The organism is Acetobacter nitrogenifigens DSM 23921 = NBRC 105050 (genome assembly GCF_000429165.1).
GTDB lineage: Bacteria > Pseudomonadota > Alphaproteobacteria > Acetobacterales > Acetobacteraceae > Acetobacter > Acetobacter nitrogenifigens.
Window position 1 is genome coordinate 1 of sequence record NZ_AUBI01000004.1, and the last position, 21,285, is coordinate 21,285.

At 60.3% G+C, this 21,285-nt stretch carries 14 protein-coding genes; 6 read left to right on the plus strand and 8 right to left on the minus strand.

The genetic code is table 11. The features are described 5' to 3' along the window. Positions 1–456: 456 nt before the first annotated feature. Positions 457–2,019, minus strand: coding sequence for an efflux transporter outer membrane subunit (locus tag G442_RS21215; protein ID WP_035376343.1), 1,563 nt, complete (start codon positions 2,017–2,019; stop codon positions 457–459). A gap of 242 nt (positions 2,020–2,261) precedes the next feature. Here G442_RS21215 and G442_RS0106825 point away from each other — a divergent pair, with 242 nt between their 5' ends. Next, complete coding sequence (locus tag G442_RS0106825; RefSeq protein ID WP_051292055.1) at positions 2,262–2,972, plus strand: TetR/AcrR family transcriptional regulator; 711 nt, start codon at positions 2,262–2,264, stop codon at positions 2,970–2,972. A 251-nt stretch (positions 2,973–3,223) separates the two neighbouring features. Next, positions 3,224–3,601, plus strand: a complete 378-nt coding sequence (locus tag G442_RS0106830) for a hypothetical protein (RefSeq protein WP_026397390.1) — start codon at positions 3,224–3,226, stop codon at positions 3,599–3,601. Positions 3,602–3,709: 108 nt separating this feature from the next. On the opposite strand, the gene G442_RS0106835 is transcribed toward G442_RS0106830, so the two are convergent. Then, complete coding sequence (locus tag G442_RS0106835; protein WP_035376317.1) at positions 3,710–6,112, minus strand: glucose/quinate/shikimate family membrane-bound PQQ-dependent dehydrogenase; 2,403 nt, start codon at positions 6,110–6,112, stop codon at positions 3,710–3,712. Between the two features lie 353 nt (positions 6,113–6,465). Between G442_RS0106835 and cysE the strand changes: the two genes are divergently transcribed. Then, positions 6,466–7,227 (plus strand): serine O-acetyltransferase, encoded by a 762-nt coding sequence (cysE, locus tag G442_RS0106840; RefSeq protein WP_051292102.1) that lies wholly within the window; start codon positions 6,466–6,468, stop codon positions 7,225–7,227. Positions 7,228–7,245: 18 nt separating this feature from the next. On the opposite strand, the gene G442_RS0106845 is transcribed toward cysE, so the two are convergent. Further along, complete coding sequence (locus G442_RS0106845; RefSeq protein ID WP_161628338.1) at positions 7,246–7,869, minus strand: TetR/AcrR family transcriptional regulator; 624 nt, start codon at positions 7,867–7,869, stop codon at positions 7,246–7,248. A gap of 385 nt (positions 7,870–8,254) precedes the next feature. Between G442_RS0106845 and G442_RS21220 the strand changes: the two genes are divergently transcribed. The 3 genes from G442_RS21220 to G442_RS21230 are packed head-to-tail and all read left to right on the plus strand — an operon-like array spanning position 8,255 to position 14,166. Then, a complete protein-coding gene (locus G442_RS21220) occupies positions 8,255–9,427 on the plus strand; it encodes an efflux RND transporter periplasmic adaptor subunit (RefSeq protein ID WP_408734933.1) in 1,173 nt (390 codons plus the stop codon). A gap of 6 nt (positions 9,428–9,433) precedes the next feature. Next, positions 9,434–12,586 (plus strand): efflux RND transporter permease subunit, encoded by a 3,153-nt coding sequence (locus tag G442_RS21225; protein WP_035376318.1) that lies wholly within the window; start codon positions 9,434–9,436, stop codon positions 12,584–12,586. Continuing rightward, complete coding sequence (locus tag G442_RS21230; RefSeq protein WP_371863412.1) at positions 12,583–14,166, plus strand: efflux transporter outer membrane subunit; 1,584 nt, start codon at positions 12,583–12,585, stop codon at positions 14,164–14,166. Before G442_RS21225 ends, G442_RS21230 begins: the two co-directional genes overlap by 4 nt. A gap of 109 nt (positions 14,167–14,275) precedes the next feature. Here the strand turns inward: G442_RS21230 and G442_RS0106865 are convergent, their stop codons facing one another. From G442_RS0106865 to ftsH, 5 genes are all read right to left on the minus strand, one after another. Next, positions 14,276–15,229 carry an AEC family transporter gene (locus tag G442_RS0106865; RefSeq protein WP_026397394.1) on the minus strand — a complete coding sequence of 318 codons (954 nt, stop codon included), beginning with the start codon at positions 15,227–15,229 and terminating at the stop codon, positions 14,276–14,278. A gap of 1 nt (position 15,230) precedes the next feature. Next, entirely contained in the window at positions 15,231–16,679 is a 1,449-nt protein-coding gene (gene aldA, locus G442_RS0106870; RefSeq protein ID WP_026397395.1) for an aldehyde dehydrogenase, read from the minus strand. 304 nt (positions 16,680–16,983) lie between these two features. Continuing rightward, positions 16,984–17,850, minus strand: a complete 867-nt coding sequence (locus G442_RS0106875) for a LysR family transcriptional regulator (protein WP_026397396.1) — start codon at positions 17,848–17,850, stop codon at positions 16,984–16,986. Positions 17,851–17,943: 93 nt separating this feature from the next. Next, a complete protein-coding gene (folP, locus tag G442_RS0106880) occupies positions 17,944–18,975 on the minus strand; it encodes a dihydropteroate synthase (protein WP_026397397.1) in 1,032 nt (343 codons plus the stop codon). A 193-nt stretch (positions 18,976–19,168) separates the two neighbouring features. Continuing rightward, positions 19,169–21,106 (minus strand): ATP-dependent zinc metalloprotease FtsH, encoded by a 1,938-nt coding sequence (gene ftsH / locus G442_RS21235; protein WP_035376346.1) that lies wholly within the window; start codon positions 21,104–21,106, stop codon positions 19,169–19,171. Between the last annotated feature and the right edge of the window lie 179 nt (positions 21,107–21,285).

The window sequence follows — 21,285 nt, forward strand, 5'->3', positions numbered from 1 at the left end:
TAAGCATGCCGCCAGCGTTCGCTCTGAGCCAGGATCAAACTCTCAGGTTCATCACGTCAGAGCCAAAGCCCCAACATAACAAACAAAGCCAAGTCCTAGCCAAATTCCTATCATTGACAGGAACATGTACTCATCGAAACATCTGTATAAAACGCGTCTGTCAAAAGATACGCTAAACAAACGTCCAATCAGTCAGACTTAACCTAAAGTCCAACCAACCAACCCCCCAGATCAAAAAGCCCGAAAGCCCCCTAACCCAAGAAGAAACGCCGTCAGCATATCCCTCTCTATTCCATATTCTCTTGTCAAAGAGCAGGCCGCCAACCAGCGGGCCGAGAACTTTACCGGCTTCGTCCGAGAAGATCAACCCCTCAGCGCCGCCGGTGAACGGGGGTATAAGCCCCCTCACACCACACCGTCAACACCAACCCACAAAAAAAACGCAGATTTTTCACCTCAACCCGCAGAACCAGCAGCCGACCGCGATTTCAAGCCAATCGTAGCCACCCCGACAGTCGGGAAAGACGATTCCCACCCGCCGCCGAGCGCGTTGTAGAGACGGACCAAATTCGTAGAGACGGTCGCCGCACTATCAGCCAGATCCATCTCCGACTGAAGAACGCTGCGCTCAGCATCCAAAACCTGCAGCGAACTGGTCATGCCGTGGCGATACTGTTCGCGCGCCAGATCGTATGCTCGGCGGTTGGTCGCTGTTTCAGCCTGCAGCTGATCGCGCCGCGCCTGCTCGGTCGAATATGCCGTAAGAGCGTCGTCGACGTCTTTCCAGGCGCTGAGGACAGTGCTGCGATAATTGAGCGCCGCCTCTTTCTGCGCGGCTTTCTTCAACGCAAGCTGACCACGCAGGCGACCGCCCTGAAAGATCGGTAACGTGATCGACGGCCCGACATTCCACGCACGCGCGTTCCAGAAACCCAGATCGCGAAACGACAGCGACTGGAAGCCGAACCCAGCGTCGATCGTCACTTTTGGGTAGAAATCCGCCTCGGCCTCGCCGATCTCGGCCGTCGCGCCATGCAACTGCGCCGCCGCAGCCCGAATATCCGGGCGACGTTCAGCCAGTTCAGACGGAACGCCAACCGGCACGTGCGCGGGCACAGGCGGAAGCGCCGACGGTCGCGACAGCTCATCATACAGCGCACCAGGAGGCGACCCCATCAGCAGCGAGATCGCATTGATCTGCTGCGCGATTCGCTGGTCGAACTGCGGAATCTGCGACGACGTCGCCTCAAGCTGCGACTTGGCGGTCTGCTGGTCGAGTTCGCTGACAAGCCCCGCCTTGAAACGCGCCGAACTCAGATCGAGCAACTTCTGCGCGTCGTCACGATTGGCCTTGAGAATGCGAAGCTGCTCCTGCGCAGCGCGCAGCGCCACGTAATCACGAGCAAGATCGCCTTCGCGTGCGATCAACATACTCCGGCGCTGTTCGGCGCTCTCATCGAGATAAGCTTTCGCCGCTTCATACTGCCGGCGAACACGCCCCCAGAGATCGACCTCCCACGTCGCATCGATACTGTCCCGCCACTGATCGAGCAACGGAATCGTAGCGTAGCCGGCCGATTGATCGATCAACGTGCCATTGGGGCCGCCGACCGCGCTCTTGCCTACATCAGAGACAATACGCTGGAGCATCTTGGTGCTGTATTGCGCCCTTGAATACGACCCGGTCGCACTCAGACCCGGGTAACGCTCGGCTCCAGCAATGACGAGTTGCGCTCGGCTTTGCGAAAGCTGCGCCGCAGCGCGCTGCACGTCGAGGTTTTCGCTGGCGAGGCGCCGCTCCAGAGAAGAAAGTTCAGCGTCGTGGAAAATATCCCACCACGCCACGTCCGGCGCGTCTGGAACGGTCACGCTACCGCCCTTCACGCCGTCCGCGACCTGAGAAGGCCGCCATTTTGGCGGCGTCCACGTCTGGGGTTTTTGATAATTCGGGCCGACGGCGCATCCGGCAAGCAGGACCGCGAGGCCTGTTACAAGCCGCCTCGAATTTGCTGCTCTCACGCTGAATTCCTCACCAACAAGTTTCCGCTGCCATGTAATCTTCGCCGCACGTCGCAGCACTTTCGGACGATGGGGCGATACCGGCCGACCACTCGCACTTCGCGCGCGATTACGAACCTCCGAGCTTCCCGCCCCGCCCATATCACACCCGCCTTGACGCTGACCGACCCGTTCGGTCAGCATGCAAACCTATCGGCTTTCCCTCGGGCGTCAATCGTGAGCGCCCCATCGCAGAGGATATTATGGCAGAGACTCACCCCGGAGCGGGCGCGACCCCGCCGGGTATAGAGACAGATTCTCCGAGCAGCGCGCCAGCCGCGGACGTTTTAACCTGCCCGGCGTGCAGCCCCGAAGAAGGCGGCGCGAAGTATCAGCAAATTCTCATCGGCGCCGGGGAGATCTTCGCGGAACTCGGCTACGAAGGCGCCAGCATGTCGCACATCGCTCGCCGCGCCGGAGTCTCCAAAGGCACGCTTTATAACTACTTCGACAACAAGGCGGCCCTGTTCACCGCCTTCGTAAGGCAAACGTCCCGCAATGGGTTACCAAACGCCTTTCAGTCCATCCGCCAGGATCTGCCTCTGCGAGGCGTTCTCCTTGGAATCGCCAAAGGCATGATCGGTCTGGTGATCGCGCCGACCACCCTGATGCTTTATCGTATCGTCGTCTCCGAGGCGCCGCGCTTTCCGCACCTCGCGCAGACATTCTGGGAAAACGGTCCCGCCATCGGCATCCGCACTCTTTCGCGCTGGCTACAGACGCAAGCAGCGAACGGCCATCTGGACGTCCCCGAACCCGAATTCGCCGCCGAGCAATTCTTCGCTTTGTGCCAGACGCGGATCGCAATGCGGTGCCGTCTGCGAATGACGGTCGATACGTCGCCAGAGGAAATAGAGCGGATCGCCACACGCTCCGTCGACATGTTCCTCGCCGTCCACGTACCGCACACCTGATACTCGGGAGTTGGGCGAGCGCGCCATATGCGCAGTTCCGCCACTCCACCTGCAAGGCGCACATACCTCGTCCCTGACCCCCGACGAGTTCGAGGAGATCAGCCACGGGAGGAAAGAAGTCTCCAAGACGCTCCGAACCGCCTTTCTGCTTCAACGTTGCATGAAACAGGCGTCACGCGAGCGCGGCGCAGTTATTCCGATCCTCGCTCGCACGTCGCCATCCGTCGTCCTTCCTTATGAAAGACACTCCCATGGCAACAGCAACACGTGACAACCTGCCCGGAAGGGCCAACAACGTCGCAGACTTCCTGACCCGCGCGCACGGCGATCACTCAGGTCTGACATCCGCCGTCAGCGAGTATATGGGCAAGGAAGGAGCTGAAGGCATTCCCGTCGTGCGACAACGCGCGAAGGAGGCCGGGTTGGACGGCCTGCTCCAGCACTGGCGCGACCGCCCTCTTACAGAAGCGGCCGAAATCGACTTGATAAGAGCCTTGATCCCTGATGAGAAAATCGCCGAATTCTCGAGGGAAACGGGGCTGTCCCGCGAAGCGACAATACGGGGACTTCTGGCCGTGATTCCGCGCGTGGTCTATCGCAACGCGGAGCGCGAGCGCCGGACAACATAACTGGCGACGGTGACAACCCGAACCGGGATGTCACCTGAACGAAGTCATCGGATTTGACGCTTCCTCAGGAGACTCCCGCCCGGCGATAAGCCGGGCGGGAGGACAAGCTTACTGGTCCAGCGAATACGCCACGACGTAATCGCCCATCTTCGTGCCGAACGAGCCATGTCCGCCATCGGCCGTCACGACATATTGCTTACCCCCGACTTCATACGTCATCGGGTTGGATTGCCCCCCGGCGGGAAGGCGGTCCTGCCAGAGCTGCGCTCCGGTCGTCACGTCATACGCGCGGATATAGTCGTCAAGCGTCGCAGTCAGGAACGCCACGCCGCCAGCAGTGGTGAGCGGTCCGCCAAGCGTGGGAACGCCAAGCTTGAACGGAAGAGGAACCGGAGAGCTGTCGCGGATCGTGCCGTTTCGATGCTTCCAGACTACCTTGTTCGTCTTGAGATCGATCCCGGCCATGTAACCCCAGCCCGGCGCCTTGCACGGAATGCCGAGCGGCGAAAGCAGCGGGTGCAGATCCACGCCATAAGGCACACCGAACTGTGGCTGAACGCCCGTTTCGGTCCCTGCTGGCTGTGCGTGGTCCGGCGTCGCCGGATTTTTCGGCCCACGCGGGATAAGCGTCGAAACAAAGGGCAGCGCCATCGGGTTCGCGATCGCGACCTGCCTCACAGGATCAACGGCGATGCCGCCCCACTCAAACATCCCGAGATTGCCAGGGAACACCAGCGTGCCCTGCAACGACGGAGGCGTGAAAGGCCCGTCGTACCGCAGCTTCTTGAAGATGATACGGCAAGCGAGCTGGTCGAACATCGTCGACCCCCACATGTCCGCGTCCGTCAAATTGCGACGAGGCCGGAAGCTGAGTTCTGAATACGGCTGCGTGGGCGACAGCCTGTCGCCTGGCGCCACGCCCTGGGGAACTTTCGTCTCCGGCGCAGGCACCACCAGCTGCCCGTTCCGACGGTCGAGCACGAAGATGTTGCCCGTCTTGGCCGGAGCATAGATAGCCGGGACGACGGTTCCGTCGTCCTTATGGATATCGACGAGAGTCGGCTGCGACGGCACGTCCATGTCCCACAGATCGTGATGCACGGTCTGATAGAACCAGGCGAGCTTTCCTGTGTCGGCATTGAGAGCGAGAATCCCGGAGGCATATCGCTCCTGATCCGGTGTGCGATTTCCTCCCCAGATATCGGGTGTGGCGACGCCAGTCGGAATGTACACCAGATTCAGCTTCGCATCGTACGCTGACGTAATCCATGAATTTGGCGAATTCGCCACATAGGCGTGGCCATTCTCCGGCAACTGGTTCGGATCCGGATTGCCCGGATCGAACGCCCAGACCAGATTGCCGGTATAGACGTCGAACCCGCGCGTGACGCCCGAAGGCTCATGCGTGGAGTAGTTGTCCATCACGGCGCCGGACACGATCACCACCTTATCGGTCACGACCGGCGGCGAGGTTGGCTCGTAGAAGCCCGCCTCCTTCATCGGCATGCCGTCCGTCAGATCGATCTCGCCGTCATTGCCGAAACGGTAGCAGCGTTGCCCCGTGTCCGCATCGATAGCGAACAGTCGACCGTCGTTCACTGGCAGGAAAATGCGATGCACGCAGTCGTTGGGGACCGCCGCTCCATCGATCGTCTGATCTCCTTCGTGCGTCTCATGGTACGAAACGCCACGGCAGGTCAGATGCTGAAACGTCGGCTTGGCCTTGATCTGCGGATCGAACTTCCACTTCTGCTTGCCGGTCGCAGCGTCCAGAGCAAAGAGAATCTGGTGCGGGGAGCAGAGGTAAAGTGTGTCGCGAATCTTGATCGGCGTGACTTCGTCCGTCGTCTCGATCGGATCGTTCGGCCCGCGCGTGTCACCCGTTCGGAACGTCCACGCGACCTTGAGCTTGCCAACGTTCGCAGGGGTGATCTGAGTAAGCGGCGAGTAACGGTCGCCAAACTGCGTCCGGCCCCAGGCCGGCCAGTCCGCGGCGACAGCTTCGCCCTGATCGGCAGGGGTAATGCGTGCGGATGCGGACACCTGTGGCAGGGAGCCAGCGATATCCTGCGGGTCCTGCGTCAGCGCGTATCCATAGATGACGACGCCCGCGCCAATGCCCGCCGCGAGCGGCAGCTTGGAGAGGTTCATCGCCGGGCCAAGCTTGCCTGTGACCCACGGCAACAACAGCCAGATTCCAAGCGGCAGAAGGAAATCGCCGCGCGGCGCAAGCTCCCAGAAGTCGAACCCCGCCTCGATCACGCTCCAGACAAGCGTGTAGGCGACGATGGCGGCGTAAACCCAAAGGGCCGCCTCATGCCGTCGCCACAGCAATCCGGCAGTGAGAAGGAGCCCGACGCCGGTTATGGCGTAATAAGGGGAACCGCCCAACAGCGCGAGCCACGCCCCCCCGACCGTCAGACCCAGCCCGGCGACCGCACAAAGCAGCACGCCGACAGTCAGCGGCACATTCGACTTTCCTTGAATGGGTTCCACTCCCCTTATCTGCATATCGAATAGATAATCCGGTTACTTAGGATAAAGCGCGACGAAACGTCGACCCGAAAGCGATGCCCCAGCCCGATTTGTCTCGCCAGAACCCGGATTGCTTCGCTCCCGGCGCGTGACAAGAAAGCCGCAACACCGTGTGAACGTGACGAGCCGCCCCTTGTTTCCGCGCCAGATAACTCCAAGTGATGCGATCAGTTACCGATACGATCAGCCGAGGAGAGCCTCGCATGTCCGCCCGCTCGAACACACTGAACGCCTCTGCGCTGTCACTTGCAGACACCGACGCAGAAAACGGCGGCGCCCAGTTCAAGGATCTCGACCGTCAGATCGATCTGGCGGCGCTCTGGACGCAGATGCTCAGCGAATCAATGATTTGCGCCGACCCGCTGGTGAAGGGCCTGCTCTGGACGGGCGTAAAAAGCCACGGCTGCTTCGCCGAAGCCATGGCCGCGCTGATCGGACGCAAGCTCGGGGACCGCGCCGTCGCCGCTGACTCCCTTACAGAACTTGTGCACGAATGCTACGCCGCGACGCCGGAGACGCTTCGCGCCGCAGCTGCGGACATCCACGCCATTCGCGAGCGTGACCCAGCCTGCCCCGATTATGTGACGCCCTTCCTGTTCTTCAAAGGGTTCCACGCGGTGCAATCCTATCGCGTCGCGAACTGGCTCTGGCTCGCTGGGCGCAGACATCTCTCTCTTCACCTGCAGAGCAGAGCGTCCGAACTGTTCGGAGTCGACATCCATCCGGCGGCCCGCCTCGGCAGGCGCATACTCCTCGATCATGGAACAGGCATCGTCATCGGCGAGACGTCGATCGTCGAGGATGACGTCTCCATCCTCCAGAACGTGACCCTTGGCGGCACCGGCAAGCACGCGGGCGACCGCCATCCCAAGATCCGCCGCGGCGTTCTGATCGGCGCGGGAGCTAAAATACTAGGAAATATCGAGCTCGGCGAAGGCGCCAAGATCGGCGCGGGGTCTATCGTTCTGGAAAGCGTGCCGCCCTACACCACCGTCGTCGGAAATCCGGCGCGCAAGGTCGGCACCCGCCATCTTGGCCTGCCCTCGCTGACGATGGACCAGACGCTGCCTCCGATCGACTACATTATCTGAGGCGCCGCTCTTCCAACCTCATGCGACGCAGGCGCTGGGGGGCAACGCCTTCCAGTCGACCGCCTTCAGCCCGGCGAGGAATATTTCGACGCCTGTCTCGACTCGAAGCTTGACCTCGCTCCACTCGTCAGGGTGGCCGGGCATGCAGAACTGGTGCAGGAGCAGCTCGCCTATCGTCACGCCGAACAGAATGCGCCGCGCTCTCGATATATCGCAAACAAGCCCCAGTTCTGCGACGCAGGCGCGCAGCTCATCATCGATTGGGTCGCGTTCGCCCTCGAATTTCAATTGAGCGATAATATCCTGAATTTCTTCGGATTCCTGGGCATCCGCAATGATTGCGCGAGCAAGGCTCACGCGATCCGGTCGAAGCAGGTGGCTCGCCAAACAGACGAGCAGCGCGGTCAACCGCTCCTTAGCCGTCCCCGTGTTCGGATCCAGAGGCGCCTGCACGAAGAAAAACCGGGTCGCAATAACTTCGTGTATCAGCTCATGCTTCGACGGAAAGACGTGATACAGCGTGCGCTTCGACATGCCGCATGCATTGGCGACCTTGTCCATCGATGCGCCGACGTAACCGTGGCCGCGCAAAACAGCACACGCTGCATCGAGAATGCGTTCCCGCCGCTCATCCTCCTGCATCGTCAGGGGACGGCCCGGCGAGCGCGCGCCGCAGTATGATCCCGCTGGTTCCGCTTCGATGACCCCATGACATTCTTTGTTACGATCGGGATCCGAGGGCGCAGAAAATTCACGCGAGCCATCCGGACGCGAAGATTTTCGCCGCCCGACGCGCTTTGGATGGAACTCCGCCTGCTTCACCTCTGCTCCGATTCCTGTTTGTGACTGCAATACCCGCGCGATGTCCGCAGGGGCCGCTTGACCGGGTTTAGGATACCATATAGTTTCCAATCGATAAGAAACCAAATAGTTTCATAATGTCGAGCGTGGTTCGCTGTCCTCGCGAAATCTTGCATCCCTGGGCCGCGTCAGAGTCCGCTCGCAGCAAAATAGGTACATCACGTCCGTGACCAGGCGCTCTCGTCTCCCGGTGGCCGTTCGGGCCGCCCTGATCCCCACAGCGGGACTTTTTGTGCTGGCTGGGTGTGAGCGCAAGCACGCTCCGCCTGCCCCACCTCCCCAGCAAGTCGGCTTTGTGACCCTGAAGACGCAGGCCGTCCAGTTGCATACTCAATTGCCCGGCCGGACCGAAGCATATGAGATTGCGCAGGTTCGCCCGCAGGTGAACGGCGTGATCCAGAAACGCCTCTTCGTCGAAGGCTCCGACGTTACGGCTGGACAGCAGCTGTATCAGATCGATCCTTCGTTCTATCAGTCCACCTACGACAGCTACCTGGGACAACTGGCGGCCGCCAAAGCCAACCTTGTGACCGCCCAGGCCAAGTATCAACGCTATCAGTCCCTGATCCGCGAACACGCGATCAGCCAGCAGGATCTGGACGACGCCAGGGCGACGTATCTGGCGGATCAGGCTCAGGTTCAGGTTGCGCAGGGACAGGTGGAGAACGCTGCCGTCAATCTTCGCTACACGAAGGTCAACGCGCCGATCTCGGGACGCATCGGTCGCTCCGTCATTACGGTCGGCGCTCTGGCGACGGCCGGGCAGACAAATCTGCTGACGACGGTTACCCGCCTTGACCCGATTTTTGTCGACGTCAACCTTCCCGCCGTCGAGCTGCTTCGTTTCAGACGCGAACTGGCGTCCGGCCAGATCGAACGCGCAGGCGACAACGCCGCCACGGTCAAGCTGACGCTTGAAGACGGTTCCTCTTACAACCTCCCCGGCACATTGGAATTCAGCGAAGTCAACGTGGACACGGCAACGTCCACGATCGTCGTTCGCGCGAAGTTCTCCAATCCCGACAAACTTCTGCTCCCCGGCATGTACGTCCACGCCACGCTCGACGAAGGCATGGACCCGAACGCGCTTCTCGTGCCGCAGCAGGCCGTCTCCCGAGACGCCCACGACGCGCCGCAGGTCATGGTGCTGACGTCTGACAACAAAGTCGCTGTTCGTACGATCACAACGCAGCAGGCGCTTGGAACGGACTGGATCGTCACAGGCGGCGTCGCCGCTGGCGATCGCGTCATCGTCACCGGCTTGCAGAAGATCCATCCCGGCGACAAGACAACCCCCGTGCCATTCGTCGACGACGAGACTACGAAGTCGGGAAATTAATCCGCCATGTCACGTTTTTTCATTGACCGCCCCATCTTTGCGTGGGTCATCGGTCTCGTCATCATGCTGGTCGGCGGCGTCTCGATATTTCAGATGCCGATCGCCCAGTACCCGAGCATAGCCCCGCCGCAGATCGCAATTACCGTGACGTATCCGGGTGCGTCGGCCGAAACGGTGAACAACACCACCGTCCGGCCGATCCTGCAGCAGATGTACGGCCTGGATCATCTGGAATACATCTCGTCGCAGTCATACGCGTCGGGCCAGATGGAAATCGACCTGACGTTTGAACAGGGCACAAACCCTGACATCGCGCAGGTGCAAGTCCAGAACAAGCTGCAGCTCGCGCAACCGCTGCTTCCGACCGAAGTCACCACACAGGGCCTTAGCGTCACGAAGGCTGTGAAGAACTTCATGATGTTCGTCGCCTTCATCTCGACCGACGGGTCGATGAGCGGCGTCGACATTGCGGACTACGTGGCCTCCAACGTGTCTGACCCGATCTCCCGCGTCTCCGGCGTCGGCGATCACACGCTGTTCGGCTCCGAATATGCGATGCGCATATGGGTCGACCCGTCAAAGCTTTACAAATACGCGTTGACGATCGGCGACGTTGAATCCGCCATCCAGGCCCAGAACATTCAGGTTTCGTCAGGTGAACTCGGCGGCCTGACCGCCAAGCCGGGCATTCGTCTTGACGCCTCCGTCATCGGTCCGACCCGTCTGACCTCTCCTGACGAGTTCAAGAAAATTCTGCTGAAAGTGCAGCCTGACGGCTCGCAGGTTCATATCGGCGACGTCGGCACGGTCGAGCTGGGCGCGCAGAGCTACAACATGAACTCCGTCTACAACGGACACCCGGCGGCAGGCCTTGCGTTGAAGCTCGCGGTCGGCGCCAACCAGCTGTCGACGGAAGACGCCGTCTACAAAGAGATTCACCAGCTCGAGAAATTCTATCCGCCGGGCCTGAAGACAGTCTATCCGCTGGATACGGCTCCCTTCATCGTCCTGTCGATCAAGGAAGTGATCATCACCCTGCTCGAAGCCATCGGCCTCGTGTTCCTGGTCATGCTCGTCTTCCTGCAGAATTTCCGCGCCACGCTGATCCCGACGATCGCCGTGCCGGTCGTGCTTCTCGGCACGTTCGGCCTGCTGTCGGCGTTCGGTTTCTCCGTCAACACCCTGACCATGCTCGCCATGGTGCTGGCCGTCGGCCTACTCGTCGACGACGCCATCGTCGTCGTCGAAAACGTCGAACGTGTCATGCACGAGCAGAATCTTTCCCCGAAGGAAGCTGCCCGCGTCTCAATGGACGAGATCACCGGCGCGCTGGTCGGCATCGTGCTGGTGCTTACCGCCGTGTTCCTGCCCATGGCGGCGTTCGGCGGTTCGACGGGCGTGATCTATCGCCAGTTCTCCATCACCATTTGTTCGGCCATGTGGCTGTCTGTGCTCGTCGCCGTCATCATGACGCCCGCCCTGTGCGCGACCATGCTGAAGCCGAGCAGCGGAGAAAAGACCAAGGGTCTTTCCGGCTGGTTCAACCGCTCCTTCGCGCGCCTCACCAAAGGCTATCTTGGCGGCGTGAACTGGATGGTCTCGCGCGTCGCTGTCTCTCTGGTGCTATTCGTGGTGATCACCGGCGGCACGGGCTACCTGTTCACCAAGCTGCCGGGCGGGTTTCTGCCTGACGAAGATCAGGGTCTGATCTTCGGACAGGTGACGATGCCGCCAGGCGCGACGATGGAGCAGACCTCAGCTGTCACGCAGCGTGTGTCCGACTACATCATGAAGACCGAGGCGAAGAACGTCGTGTCCGTCTTTGTGGCGAACGGCTTCAACTTCGCCGGACGCGGGCAGTCCGCAGGCGCATTCTTCGTACGCCTCAAGGACTGGGATGTCCGTCCCGACGCGGACCAGACGTCTTCAGCCATCGCCATGCGAATCATGATGCATTTCTGGGGCGACCCTGAAGCGCAGATTTTCGCGATCAATCCACCCGCCGTGCTGGAGTTGGGTAACGCGACCGGCTTCGATCTCGAACTGGAAGACCGCGCGCATCTTGGTCACGCAAAGCTCCTTGCCGCCCGGAACATGGTCCTTGGCATGGCGTCGAAAGACCCCCGCCTGATGGCTGTTCGTCCGAACGGCATGGAAGACGCACCGCAGTATCATCTCGACATCGACCGCGAGAAGGCCAACGCGCTTGGCCTGACCAACGCCGACATCAACACGACCATCGAAGGCGCGCTGGGCTCGATCTACGTGAACCAGTTCCTGCGCGACGACCGCGTGAAGCAGGTCTACATTCAGGGCATCCCGGAATCCCGCATGCTGCCGGTGGATCTTGCGAAGTGGTATCTCCGTAACTCCGGCGGAACCCTGGTGCCCTTCAATGCGATCGCCTCGGGTAACTGGATCATGGGTCCGCAGAAGGTCGAAAACTACAACGGTCTGAACTCCTACGAGATTCTGGGCCAGCCGTCCGCCGGACACAGTTCGGGCGAATCCATGGACGCCATCCGCGCCGCGCTCGCCAAACTTCCGCCGGGCATAGGCTACGAATGGACTGGTCTCTCATTCGAACAGGAAGCGTCAGGCGGTTCGACCGGCCCTCTCTACGCTCTGGCCAGCATCGTGATCCTGCTCTGCCTCGCCGCACTGTATGAAAGCTGGGCGATTCCCATCGCCGTGATCCTGGTGATCCCACTTGGCGTGCTTGGCGCCATCGTCAGCACGCTCTGGCGTGGTTACGCCAACGATGTCTACTTCCAGGTCGGGTTGCTGACGACCGTCGGACTGGCCGTGAAGAACGCAATTCTGATCGTCGAATTCGCCAAGGCGAATTTCGAAGCAGGCCAGCCGCTCACCGAAGCCGTGCTTAACGCCGGACGCGAACGCCTCCGCCCGATCATGATGACTTCCATCGCCTTTGTTCTCGGCGTGTTTCCGCTGGCGATCGCCACCGGAGCCGGGTCCGGCGCGCGGACGGCCATAGGCACGGCGGTCGTCGGCGGCATGCTGACCGCGACGTTGCTCGCCGTGTTCTTCGTGCCGCTGTTCTTCGTGGTCGTGCTCAAGCTCTTCCGCGTCCAGCCCAAGAAGATCGGCGATGAGCCAAAGACAATCGGGAACACAAACCAGGGCGCCCATTCATGATCGACTCTCCGAGCAAGCTTTCCATGCGCCGCCACGGCGCCCGGAAAGCGGGCGTCATCGGATTCAGCGCCGCCCTGTTGTCGGCGTGCACGATGATCCCCGACTATCACAGAACCGCGCCGCCAATGGCGACGACCTACCCCGCCGACCCCATGAAGGCCGTCGGCGTCACGACGTCGCCCGGCGCGATCAACCGTGAAGCCTGGCGAATCGGCTGGGAAGAATTCTTCACCGACCCGCGTCTACGCGCCCTGATCGCCATTGCTATTCGGGAAAACCGGGATCTGCGTCAGGCCGCCGGTTCGATTGAACAGGCGTCTGGTGAATACGATGTTCAGCACGCCACTCTATTGCCGCCTATCGGAGCGACAGGCGAAGGGATGTATCTGTCGCCGTCGCGGACTGCTGGTTTGAGCTTCGCGCCGGGACAAGGACGAACCCTGTCCATGTTCCGTTACTACTCGGCTGGCATTGGTTTCTCATCATACGAAATCGATTTTTTCGGACGCATTCGGAGCCTGTCGCGCAGCGCCGGTGAAAAAGCATTGGCTCAGGTCGCCAACCAGCGCTCGGTTCTGATCTCAACTGTGTCGCAGGTCGCCAACGCATACATCGCCTGGTTGGGCGCCAGAGAACTCGCCGAAGTTGCTCAGAATACGTGGCAGTCGCAGGCCGAGACGTATCGGCTGACCAAACTGCGCTTCGACCGCGGCGAAGCGGACATGCTGACATTACGTCAGACCGAAGAGCAGGTCGCGCAGTCCGCATCGTTGCGAGATGACGCGCTCCGGCAGGAAGCGCAGGACGAAAACGCCCTCGTCCTGCTGATCGGCGCGCCCATCCCGGCCAACCTGCCGCCGCCGGGCAAGTTGGGCGAGCAGACACTGCTCGCCGACATCCCTGCAGGCCTGCCGTCGGACCTACTTGACCGGCGCCCTGATATCGAGCAGGCCGAGCATACGCTACTGTCGGCGAACGCAGATATCGGCGCCGCTCGCGCTGCGTTTTTCCCGAAAATTTCGCTGACGGCCACTGACGGGCTCTCCAGCCTGCAGTTCCACAGCCTGTTCACGTCAGCGGCGACAACCTGGGGTTTCACGCCGCAGATTTCGATACCGCTTTTCACGTGGGGTCAGGCCTCCGGCAATTTGCACACCGCGAAAGGCGAACGCGCCGTCGATCTTGCCGCCTATCAGAAGACCGTGCAGAGCGCATTCAAGGAAGTGTCCGACGCTCTCGTGGCGCGCGGCACCTACCTTGACGAAGCGAAGCAGGCAAAGCAGCTGGTAGAGGCTTCAAACGAGGCGTTCCATCTTGCGAAACTGCGTTTTTCAACTGGCTCCGATTCATATCTGACTACGCTGCAGTCGCAACGCGACTACCTTCAGGCTCAGCAAAGCCGTATTCAGGTTGATGTTCTGAAATACCAGAATCTGGTGACAGTCTACCGTGCATTGGGCGGCGGATGGAGCCAGCACAGCGTGCCTGATCAGAACAACGGCAAGCCCGTGACACCGAAAGACACCGGGTTGCCCGGGCCCGGCGCCTCTATGTCGTCGAAAGGGTTGCTGACGCCGTAAGGCCGTGACCACCAGTCCTCGGAAGTTCAGCCTCGTTTCTTCATCCGGTCAGCCACGCTGACCGGATTTTTTATTAGTTGGCTGCCACACACTCAGAAATAGGCGGCAGCTATGAAACCCAGACAAGAATTGTGGACAGCGTAATTATGGAGGCAATCGTCGTCAGCAAGGTCACCTGACTGGCGACGCCAGCCTCCCGCCCGTAAAGCTTGGCCAGCATGAAAGGCCCTGTTCCGGTGGGTAACGCGCTCAACACAAGCGCCTCACGCGACCACACCGGTTGCTCCGAAAACACTGTGACAGCAAGAAGAAACGTCAACGCAGGCTGCACAAGCAACTTCATTCCCGCCAACCGCAACGTCCCGACCAATGGCGCAGTCGAAGCTTTTCTCGATTCAACGAGAAACATCCCAATCGTGAGCAGCGCGCAAGGACTGGCTGCGCCCGCCAGCAACGCCACGAATGTCGTTCCTGCCGAAGGAATCGACACCCCCGCGATATTCACAACGAGACCAAGAAACGGCATGAAAATCAGAGGATTCAACGCCAGAGCATGCGAGACGCGCCTCATGACCGGACCAGTTCGTCCGCCAGCCCGCTCGTCGACCTCGATCATGAAAATTGCAATGGCGAACAAGCTGCAAGCCGTGAGAAGCGTGGATATCGTGATGGCCGCCATGGATTGCGCGCCAAAAACGTCGAGACAGACCGGAATGCCAATAAACGACGTATTGGCGTAACCCGCTGACAACCCTTCTATAGCCGCATTGGAAAGACGATGCGGGCGTCCCGCGTCGCGTCGCCAGCACACGAGCCAGTTCAGCCCAAAAGTCAGAACCATTCCCAGCCCAAATGCCCCGGCGAAACCAACATGGTTCAGTTCCGCCAGCGGCACATCGCAGGTTATTTTGAATAATTCCGCCGGAAGCGCCAGACGAATGACAAAGCGGTTGAGCACGTTCGTTGCGTCCGCGCCCAGCCAGTTTTGTTTTGCCGTGATCGCCCCGAAGACGATCAGACCAAAGATCGGCGCCAGCACCGCGATGACGCCGAATATTGTCATATCAGGCGTTCAGATAGATGGTCTTGGTCTGCACGTAAGCTTCCAGACCATGCTTCCCATCCTCTCCTCCAAGGCCGCTTTCACCGTAGCCATGATGATACCCCTGAGGGGCCTCGCCGCCGCCACGATTGACATAAACTTCACCGAACTCCAGCTCCCGCGTCATTCGCAGAATACGACCGAGATCGCGTGTGAACAGATAAGCCGACAGGCCGTAACGGCAATCGTTAGCGAAGGCCAGCGCCTGATCAAAATCCGCAACCCGGATCACGGACAAGACCGGCCCGAATACTTCGTTATGGGCGATGTCCATATCCTGTCGAACGTCAGTCAGCAACGTGGGCGCGTAGTAAAAGCCCTTGTCGTATACCGGCCCGGTCAGACGATGGCCGCCAACTTCGAGCTTGCCGCCCTGCCGCACGGCCCCTTCGACCATGGCATGAACTTTCTCCAGTTCAGCGAGGCTGACCTTGGGGCCCATATCGGTATCAGGATCCGTCGGAGAGCCAACTTTTAGCGCGCTGATCTTCTCCCGAATCTTCGCGGTGAACGCATCATAGACCGCCTCATGAACATAGGTGCGCTCATTACAGGTGCAGACCTGTCCGGCGTTCGTAAATCTGGACTCTATCGCCGCCTGCGCCGCCTTTTCGATATCTGCGTCCTCCATAACGATGAAGGGCGCCTTACCCCCAAGTTCGAGACGAACCTCCTTCAGGTGCTCCGCAGCAGCCGCCATGATTTTTTTACCCGCAGGCGTCGAACCCGTCATGGTGATCAGCTTCGTGAGCGGATGCGCGACCAGCGGAACGCCCACATCGGGACCGTCGCCCGTCACAATATTGACGACGCCGTTTGGGATTTTCGCTTCCTCGACAAGACGCGCCATCTCCAGCCCCGCGAGAGGCGTGAGTTCATGCGGCTTGACGACGACCGTATTGCCTGCGGCGATAGCAGGGCCAATCTTGCGGGCGCACAGCGCAAAAGGGAAATTCCATGCGGCAATCCCTCCGATAACGCCATGCGGCACGCGATCGATCAGAATCTTCTCGTCCGGCGTGCTGCCCGGCACGATTTCTCCTTCCAGGCGGCGGGTGTTTTCTGCCGCGAAGCGAATGAGACCAATGGCGAAGTCGATTTCACCGCGAGCCTCCTTCAGAGGCTTGCCCATTTCAGAGGTGATCGTCGCGGCCAGACGCTCCTTGTCGCGTTCGATCAGGGTGTTCAACGCGAGCAGATAGTCTGCGCGCTCAAGAGCCGTTTTTCTGCTCCAGGCCGGAAAAGCCTTTTGCGCGGCGACGACAGCCTTTTCCACGTCCCCCGCGTCGCCCTTGGCGACATGAGCAACTGTTTCGCCGGTCGCCGGGTTTTCAACTGCGATCCATTCGTTCGAACCCGGAGCCGTCCAGGCTCCGTCGATGAACAGATTGTATCGGGGTGTATTTGTCATCGGAAACTCCCAATCGTTGGATGACGGAAGTATCGGAAAACCGTCACATCATTAAAAGCAACGATATATGAGCAAGTCACTCACAAAAAGTGATTGGTTAAATCAGACGCGTCATCCGCTTTGCCCGGCATTCAACGAACCATAATTCAATGATTATCTCACGGAGCACCTTCAGACCCTCAAGCACTTTCGGCCGAATGAAGCATGCTTCAACGCATTATCTGTCGCCGCGCCCATGTGGAAATGCGCGCCCTGCCGATGAACGATGAGGCCTATCCGTGAAGACATGCAAGCGGATACGGCCCTAGGAACCGAGACAATGCTCTACAAAACGGGCTCCCGGAATGCTCAGGGCTTCACGGCGCCAGACAAAGTACACCGGACCCGGGTCGAGATCTTCTGGTCTGAACACACGGACATTCCCGCCGTCGTTCTCAGATCTCTCGTGCAACATGCTATCCGGAAAACACGAAACGCCAAGGCCCGCCGCCACACACGCCCGCAACACGTCGTACGACTCTATGGTTTGAATCGCCGGCGTCTCCAGCCCGCGCGCATTGAGCCATCCCTCAAAACGGTTGCGATAAAAGCAATCCGTATTGAACAGAAAAACGGTGGTCGTGAGCCAATCTATATCATCCACGGCCTTTATGGACCGCGGCGTGACGAGCGACAGACTTTCACTGAACGCAAAACGGCTGTCCAGCAACGGATGCTGGATAGGTCCGTCGGTAAGAACAAGATCCAGTTCGCCATCTGACAGCATACGCTCGAGGGTGTACGACGGCCTCGTTAAAAGCGCCAGTTCGACGCCCGGATATGCGGCCGCGAACGCTGGCAGACGCTCGGGAAGAAAATGACGCAACGCCACATCCAAGGCCCCTACTTTCAGAATCCCCCTCGGCTTGTCCGCATCGAACAAATGAGGGAGACGCCCAAGCCCTGCAACCAGCGGTGTGACCTCGCGGTATAAAAGCCGCGCCGCCGGGGTGACGATCAGGCGGCCCTTCTCTCGCAGAAACAATTCCTGCCCGAGAATCTGTTCGAGTTCCTTGAGGCGCGCCGTGATGTTTGAAGCGACGCAATGCATCCGGCGCGACGCCGCGACGATCGACCCTTCCTCCATGATCGCGCAGAAAAATTGCAACTGGGAAAGCTTCAGGGCGTCCATGTCGTCCACATTTCAGGCATCGAGAAAATAAACGTCAAAGAGAGAAGACTTTCCCTTCTACATAAAGCGCTACGGTCGCAGCCTGTTTCGCTGTCAGGCCGTCGCGCAAAGCGCTTCCCAAACCTTCACCGCCTGCGTCATGGCCTGCGCATCGTGAACACGGAGTATCGCATCACTGAATACAAGACCCGGAATATTCGCAGCCACAGTCCCGGGATCGCGCAGACGCGCTTCAGCAACGCCCGTGACGTCACCGATCATCCTTTTACGCGACACGCCGACAAGAACCCTGCAACCCAGATTCGCCAGAATTGGCAACCGGCGGAGTAATTCATAATTCTGAGCGCTCGTTTTCGCGAAGCCAAAGCCCGGGTCGACCAGAAGACGCGACCGGTCGATTCCCGCATTCTCCGCATCACGAACAGCCGCCGCAAGTTCCCTTACGACATCCACGCCGATATCGTGGTAATCCGTCAGCATATTCATTGTCGCGGGCTCCCCACGCATATGCATCAGCGCCACCGCGCACTCTTTGGTCGCCAACATCGGCGCCGCATCGCGATCATGACGAAGCGCAGAAACGTCGTTGACGAGAGCCGCGCCTGCATCCACAGCCGCCTCCATGGTCCTTGCGTTACGTGTATCGACCGAGATCACGGCACCCGCCTGTCGCAAACGTTCCACGGCGGGTTTTAGCCTTCGCCATTCATCTTCAAGAGACACGGCTGCTGCGCCCGGACGCGTGCTTTCCGCCCCTACATCGATGATTCTCGCGCCCCCGTCTTGCAGAACGCCGATCTGACATGTTGCGGCTTCTGTACTTTCATAGTCTCCACCATCGCTGAAACTGTCAGGGGTGACGTTCAAAATTCCCATGACGGTCGCCCCGGCGGGCAGACCGCAAGGTGGCGGCGCGGTCACAACCCTCCGCATCGCCTCTCTCCACCCGGCTGGAATACGCTCCACAGGAACTGGCCCTGTACGTTGAGCCCCATCCCAAAGAAACGCCAATGCGAAAGCGACGGGCCCGCCAGCAAGAGGCAGCGCGACACCCGCCTTCATCGCTGCGGTAGCCTCATTCCCATACAAGAGCCCCGTGGGCTCAACCAGTTTCACAACGTCCATCAGCTTCTTCCTGAACACCCCTTGCCGGGCCGTTCCTCATTGCTCCCTCACCGCACCGTGTCGAGCACTGCAGAAGTCCCCTCGCCAGCAGCGCCTGCCGAGAAATGTTCTCCACACGCTTGGGAGTTCCGAACAAAAAAACGCGCCGCCACAAGGACGGCGCGTCTCCCGAACGCATATTATGCTGACCGGCTCAACCCGGCAGAGGCGTCGCGCCTCCCAGCGTCGGCGGCACGGAAACGCCGCCATCATCCTTCCGACCGAGCACCGGCGGCACCGAAGAACGCCGGTTTTCCGGCATCGCGTCGTCGATCACCACACGCTCGATCTTCTCGCCACGCAGAACCTGCCTAATTTCCTCGCCGCTCAACGTCTCGTACTCGAGCAGGGCTTCCGCAAGGCGATGCAGTTCGTCGATATGTTCGATCAGCAGCGTGCGCGCGCGATTATAGGCCGTGTCAATCAACTGCTTGATCTCGGCGTCGATCTCCCGAGCAGTGTCCTCCGACACATTCTTGCTCTGCGTCACCGAATGGCCGAGGAACACCTCCTGCCCGTTGTCGCCATAGGCGATCATGCCGAGCTTCTCGCTCATGCCCCATTCGGTGATCATCCGTCGCGCCTGATCGGTCGCCATCTTGATGTCGCCCGAGGCGCCGCTGCACACGTTGTCCGGCCCGAAGATAATTTCTTCCGCCGCGCGACCGCCCATCGCAAGGTCCAGCTCCGCAAGACATTTCGCCTTGCTCTTGGAGTAGCGATCACCCTCCGGCAGGCTCATCACCATGCCCAGCGCGCGACCGCGCGGAATGATCGTCGCCTTGTGAACCGGGTCGGTTCCAGGCGTCAGGACCGAGACCAGAGCATGGCCGCCTTCATGGTACGCGGTCATGCGCTTCTCTTCCTCGCTCATGACCAGCGAGCGGCGCTCGGTGCCCATCAACACCTTGTCCTTGGCGTCCTCGAATTCACGCATCGCCACCGTGCGCTTACCCTGACGCGCCGCAAGCAGAGCGGCCTCGTTCACCAGGTTCGCCAGATCAGCTCCCGAGAAACCCGGCGTGCCGCGCGCGATAACCTTCGGATCGACGTCGGACGCCAAAGGCACCTTGCGCATGTGAACGCGCAGGATCTTCTCGCGGCCGTTCACGTCCGGGTTAGGCACAACGACCTGACGGTCGAAGCGGCCGGGACGCAGCAGAGCAGGGTCGAGCACGTCCGGGCGGTTGGTCGCCGCGATCAGGATCACACCCTCGTTGCTCTCAAACCCGTCCATCTCGACGAGCATCTGGTTCAACGTCTGCTCGCGCTCGTCATTGCCGCCGCCAAGACCGGCGCCGCGATGACGACCGACCGCGTCGATTTCGTCGATGAAGATGATGCAAGGGGCTGACTTCTTGCCCTGCTCAAACATGTCGCGGACACGCGAGGCGCCGACGCCGACGAACATTTCAACGAAGTCGGAACCAGAAATGGTGAAGAACGGCACGTTCGCTTCGCCCGCGATGGCGCGCGCGAGCAACGTCTTGCCGGTGCCGGGAGGCCCTACCAGCAGCACGCCCTTGGGGATCTTGCCACCCAGACGAGTGAATTTTTGCGGATCCTTCAGGAACTCAACGATTTCCTGCAGTTCACCCTTGGCTTCGTCGATGCCCGCCACGTCCTCAAAGGTCACGCGGCCGTGCTTCTCGGTCAGCATCCGTGCGCGGGATTTGCCGAAGCCCATGGCGCGGCCGCCGCCGGACTGCATCTGGCGCATCATGAAAATCCACGCGCCGATGATCAGCAGCACCGGCGCCCAGTTCAGCAGATAACGCAGGAGCGGATTGCCCTCGGTCTCAAGCGGCTTCGCCACCACCTCGACGCCCTTCCCGGTCAGGCGCGAAACCAGACCCGGGTCCTGCGGAGAGTAGGTGTCGAAGGAGGTGCCGTCGGTCAGCGTGCCGGAGATGTTGTGCTCCTGGATCACCACCGAGCGCACGCGACCGTTGTCGACATCAGCCACGAAGTCCGAGTAGGCAAGCTGCTGCGCCGAGTGCTGGACCGAGCCGGGCTGGAATATATTAAAAAGAAGCAATAGCAGGACGATGATGCCGACCCACAGCGCCAAGTTGCGTCCAAAGTTATTGATCACGGCATCCGTTCCATGCTGTTCCCGCAGGCGGCTCGCCCGTCCGCCCGAACCCTAATCAGAAAGGTTTCGGCCGCCGATTGCAATCCTGCTTGGGTTACATGGTGGTCAGACAGCGCTTTCAAAGTGCGCCACGCTAAATTTAGGACGGTATGTATCGAGCGCATACGCCATCGGCG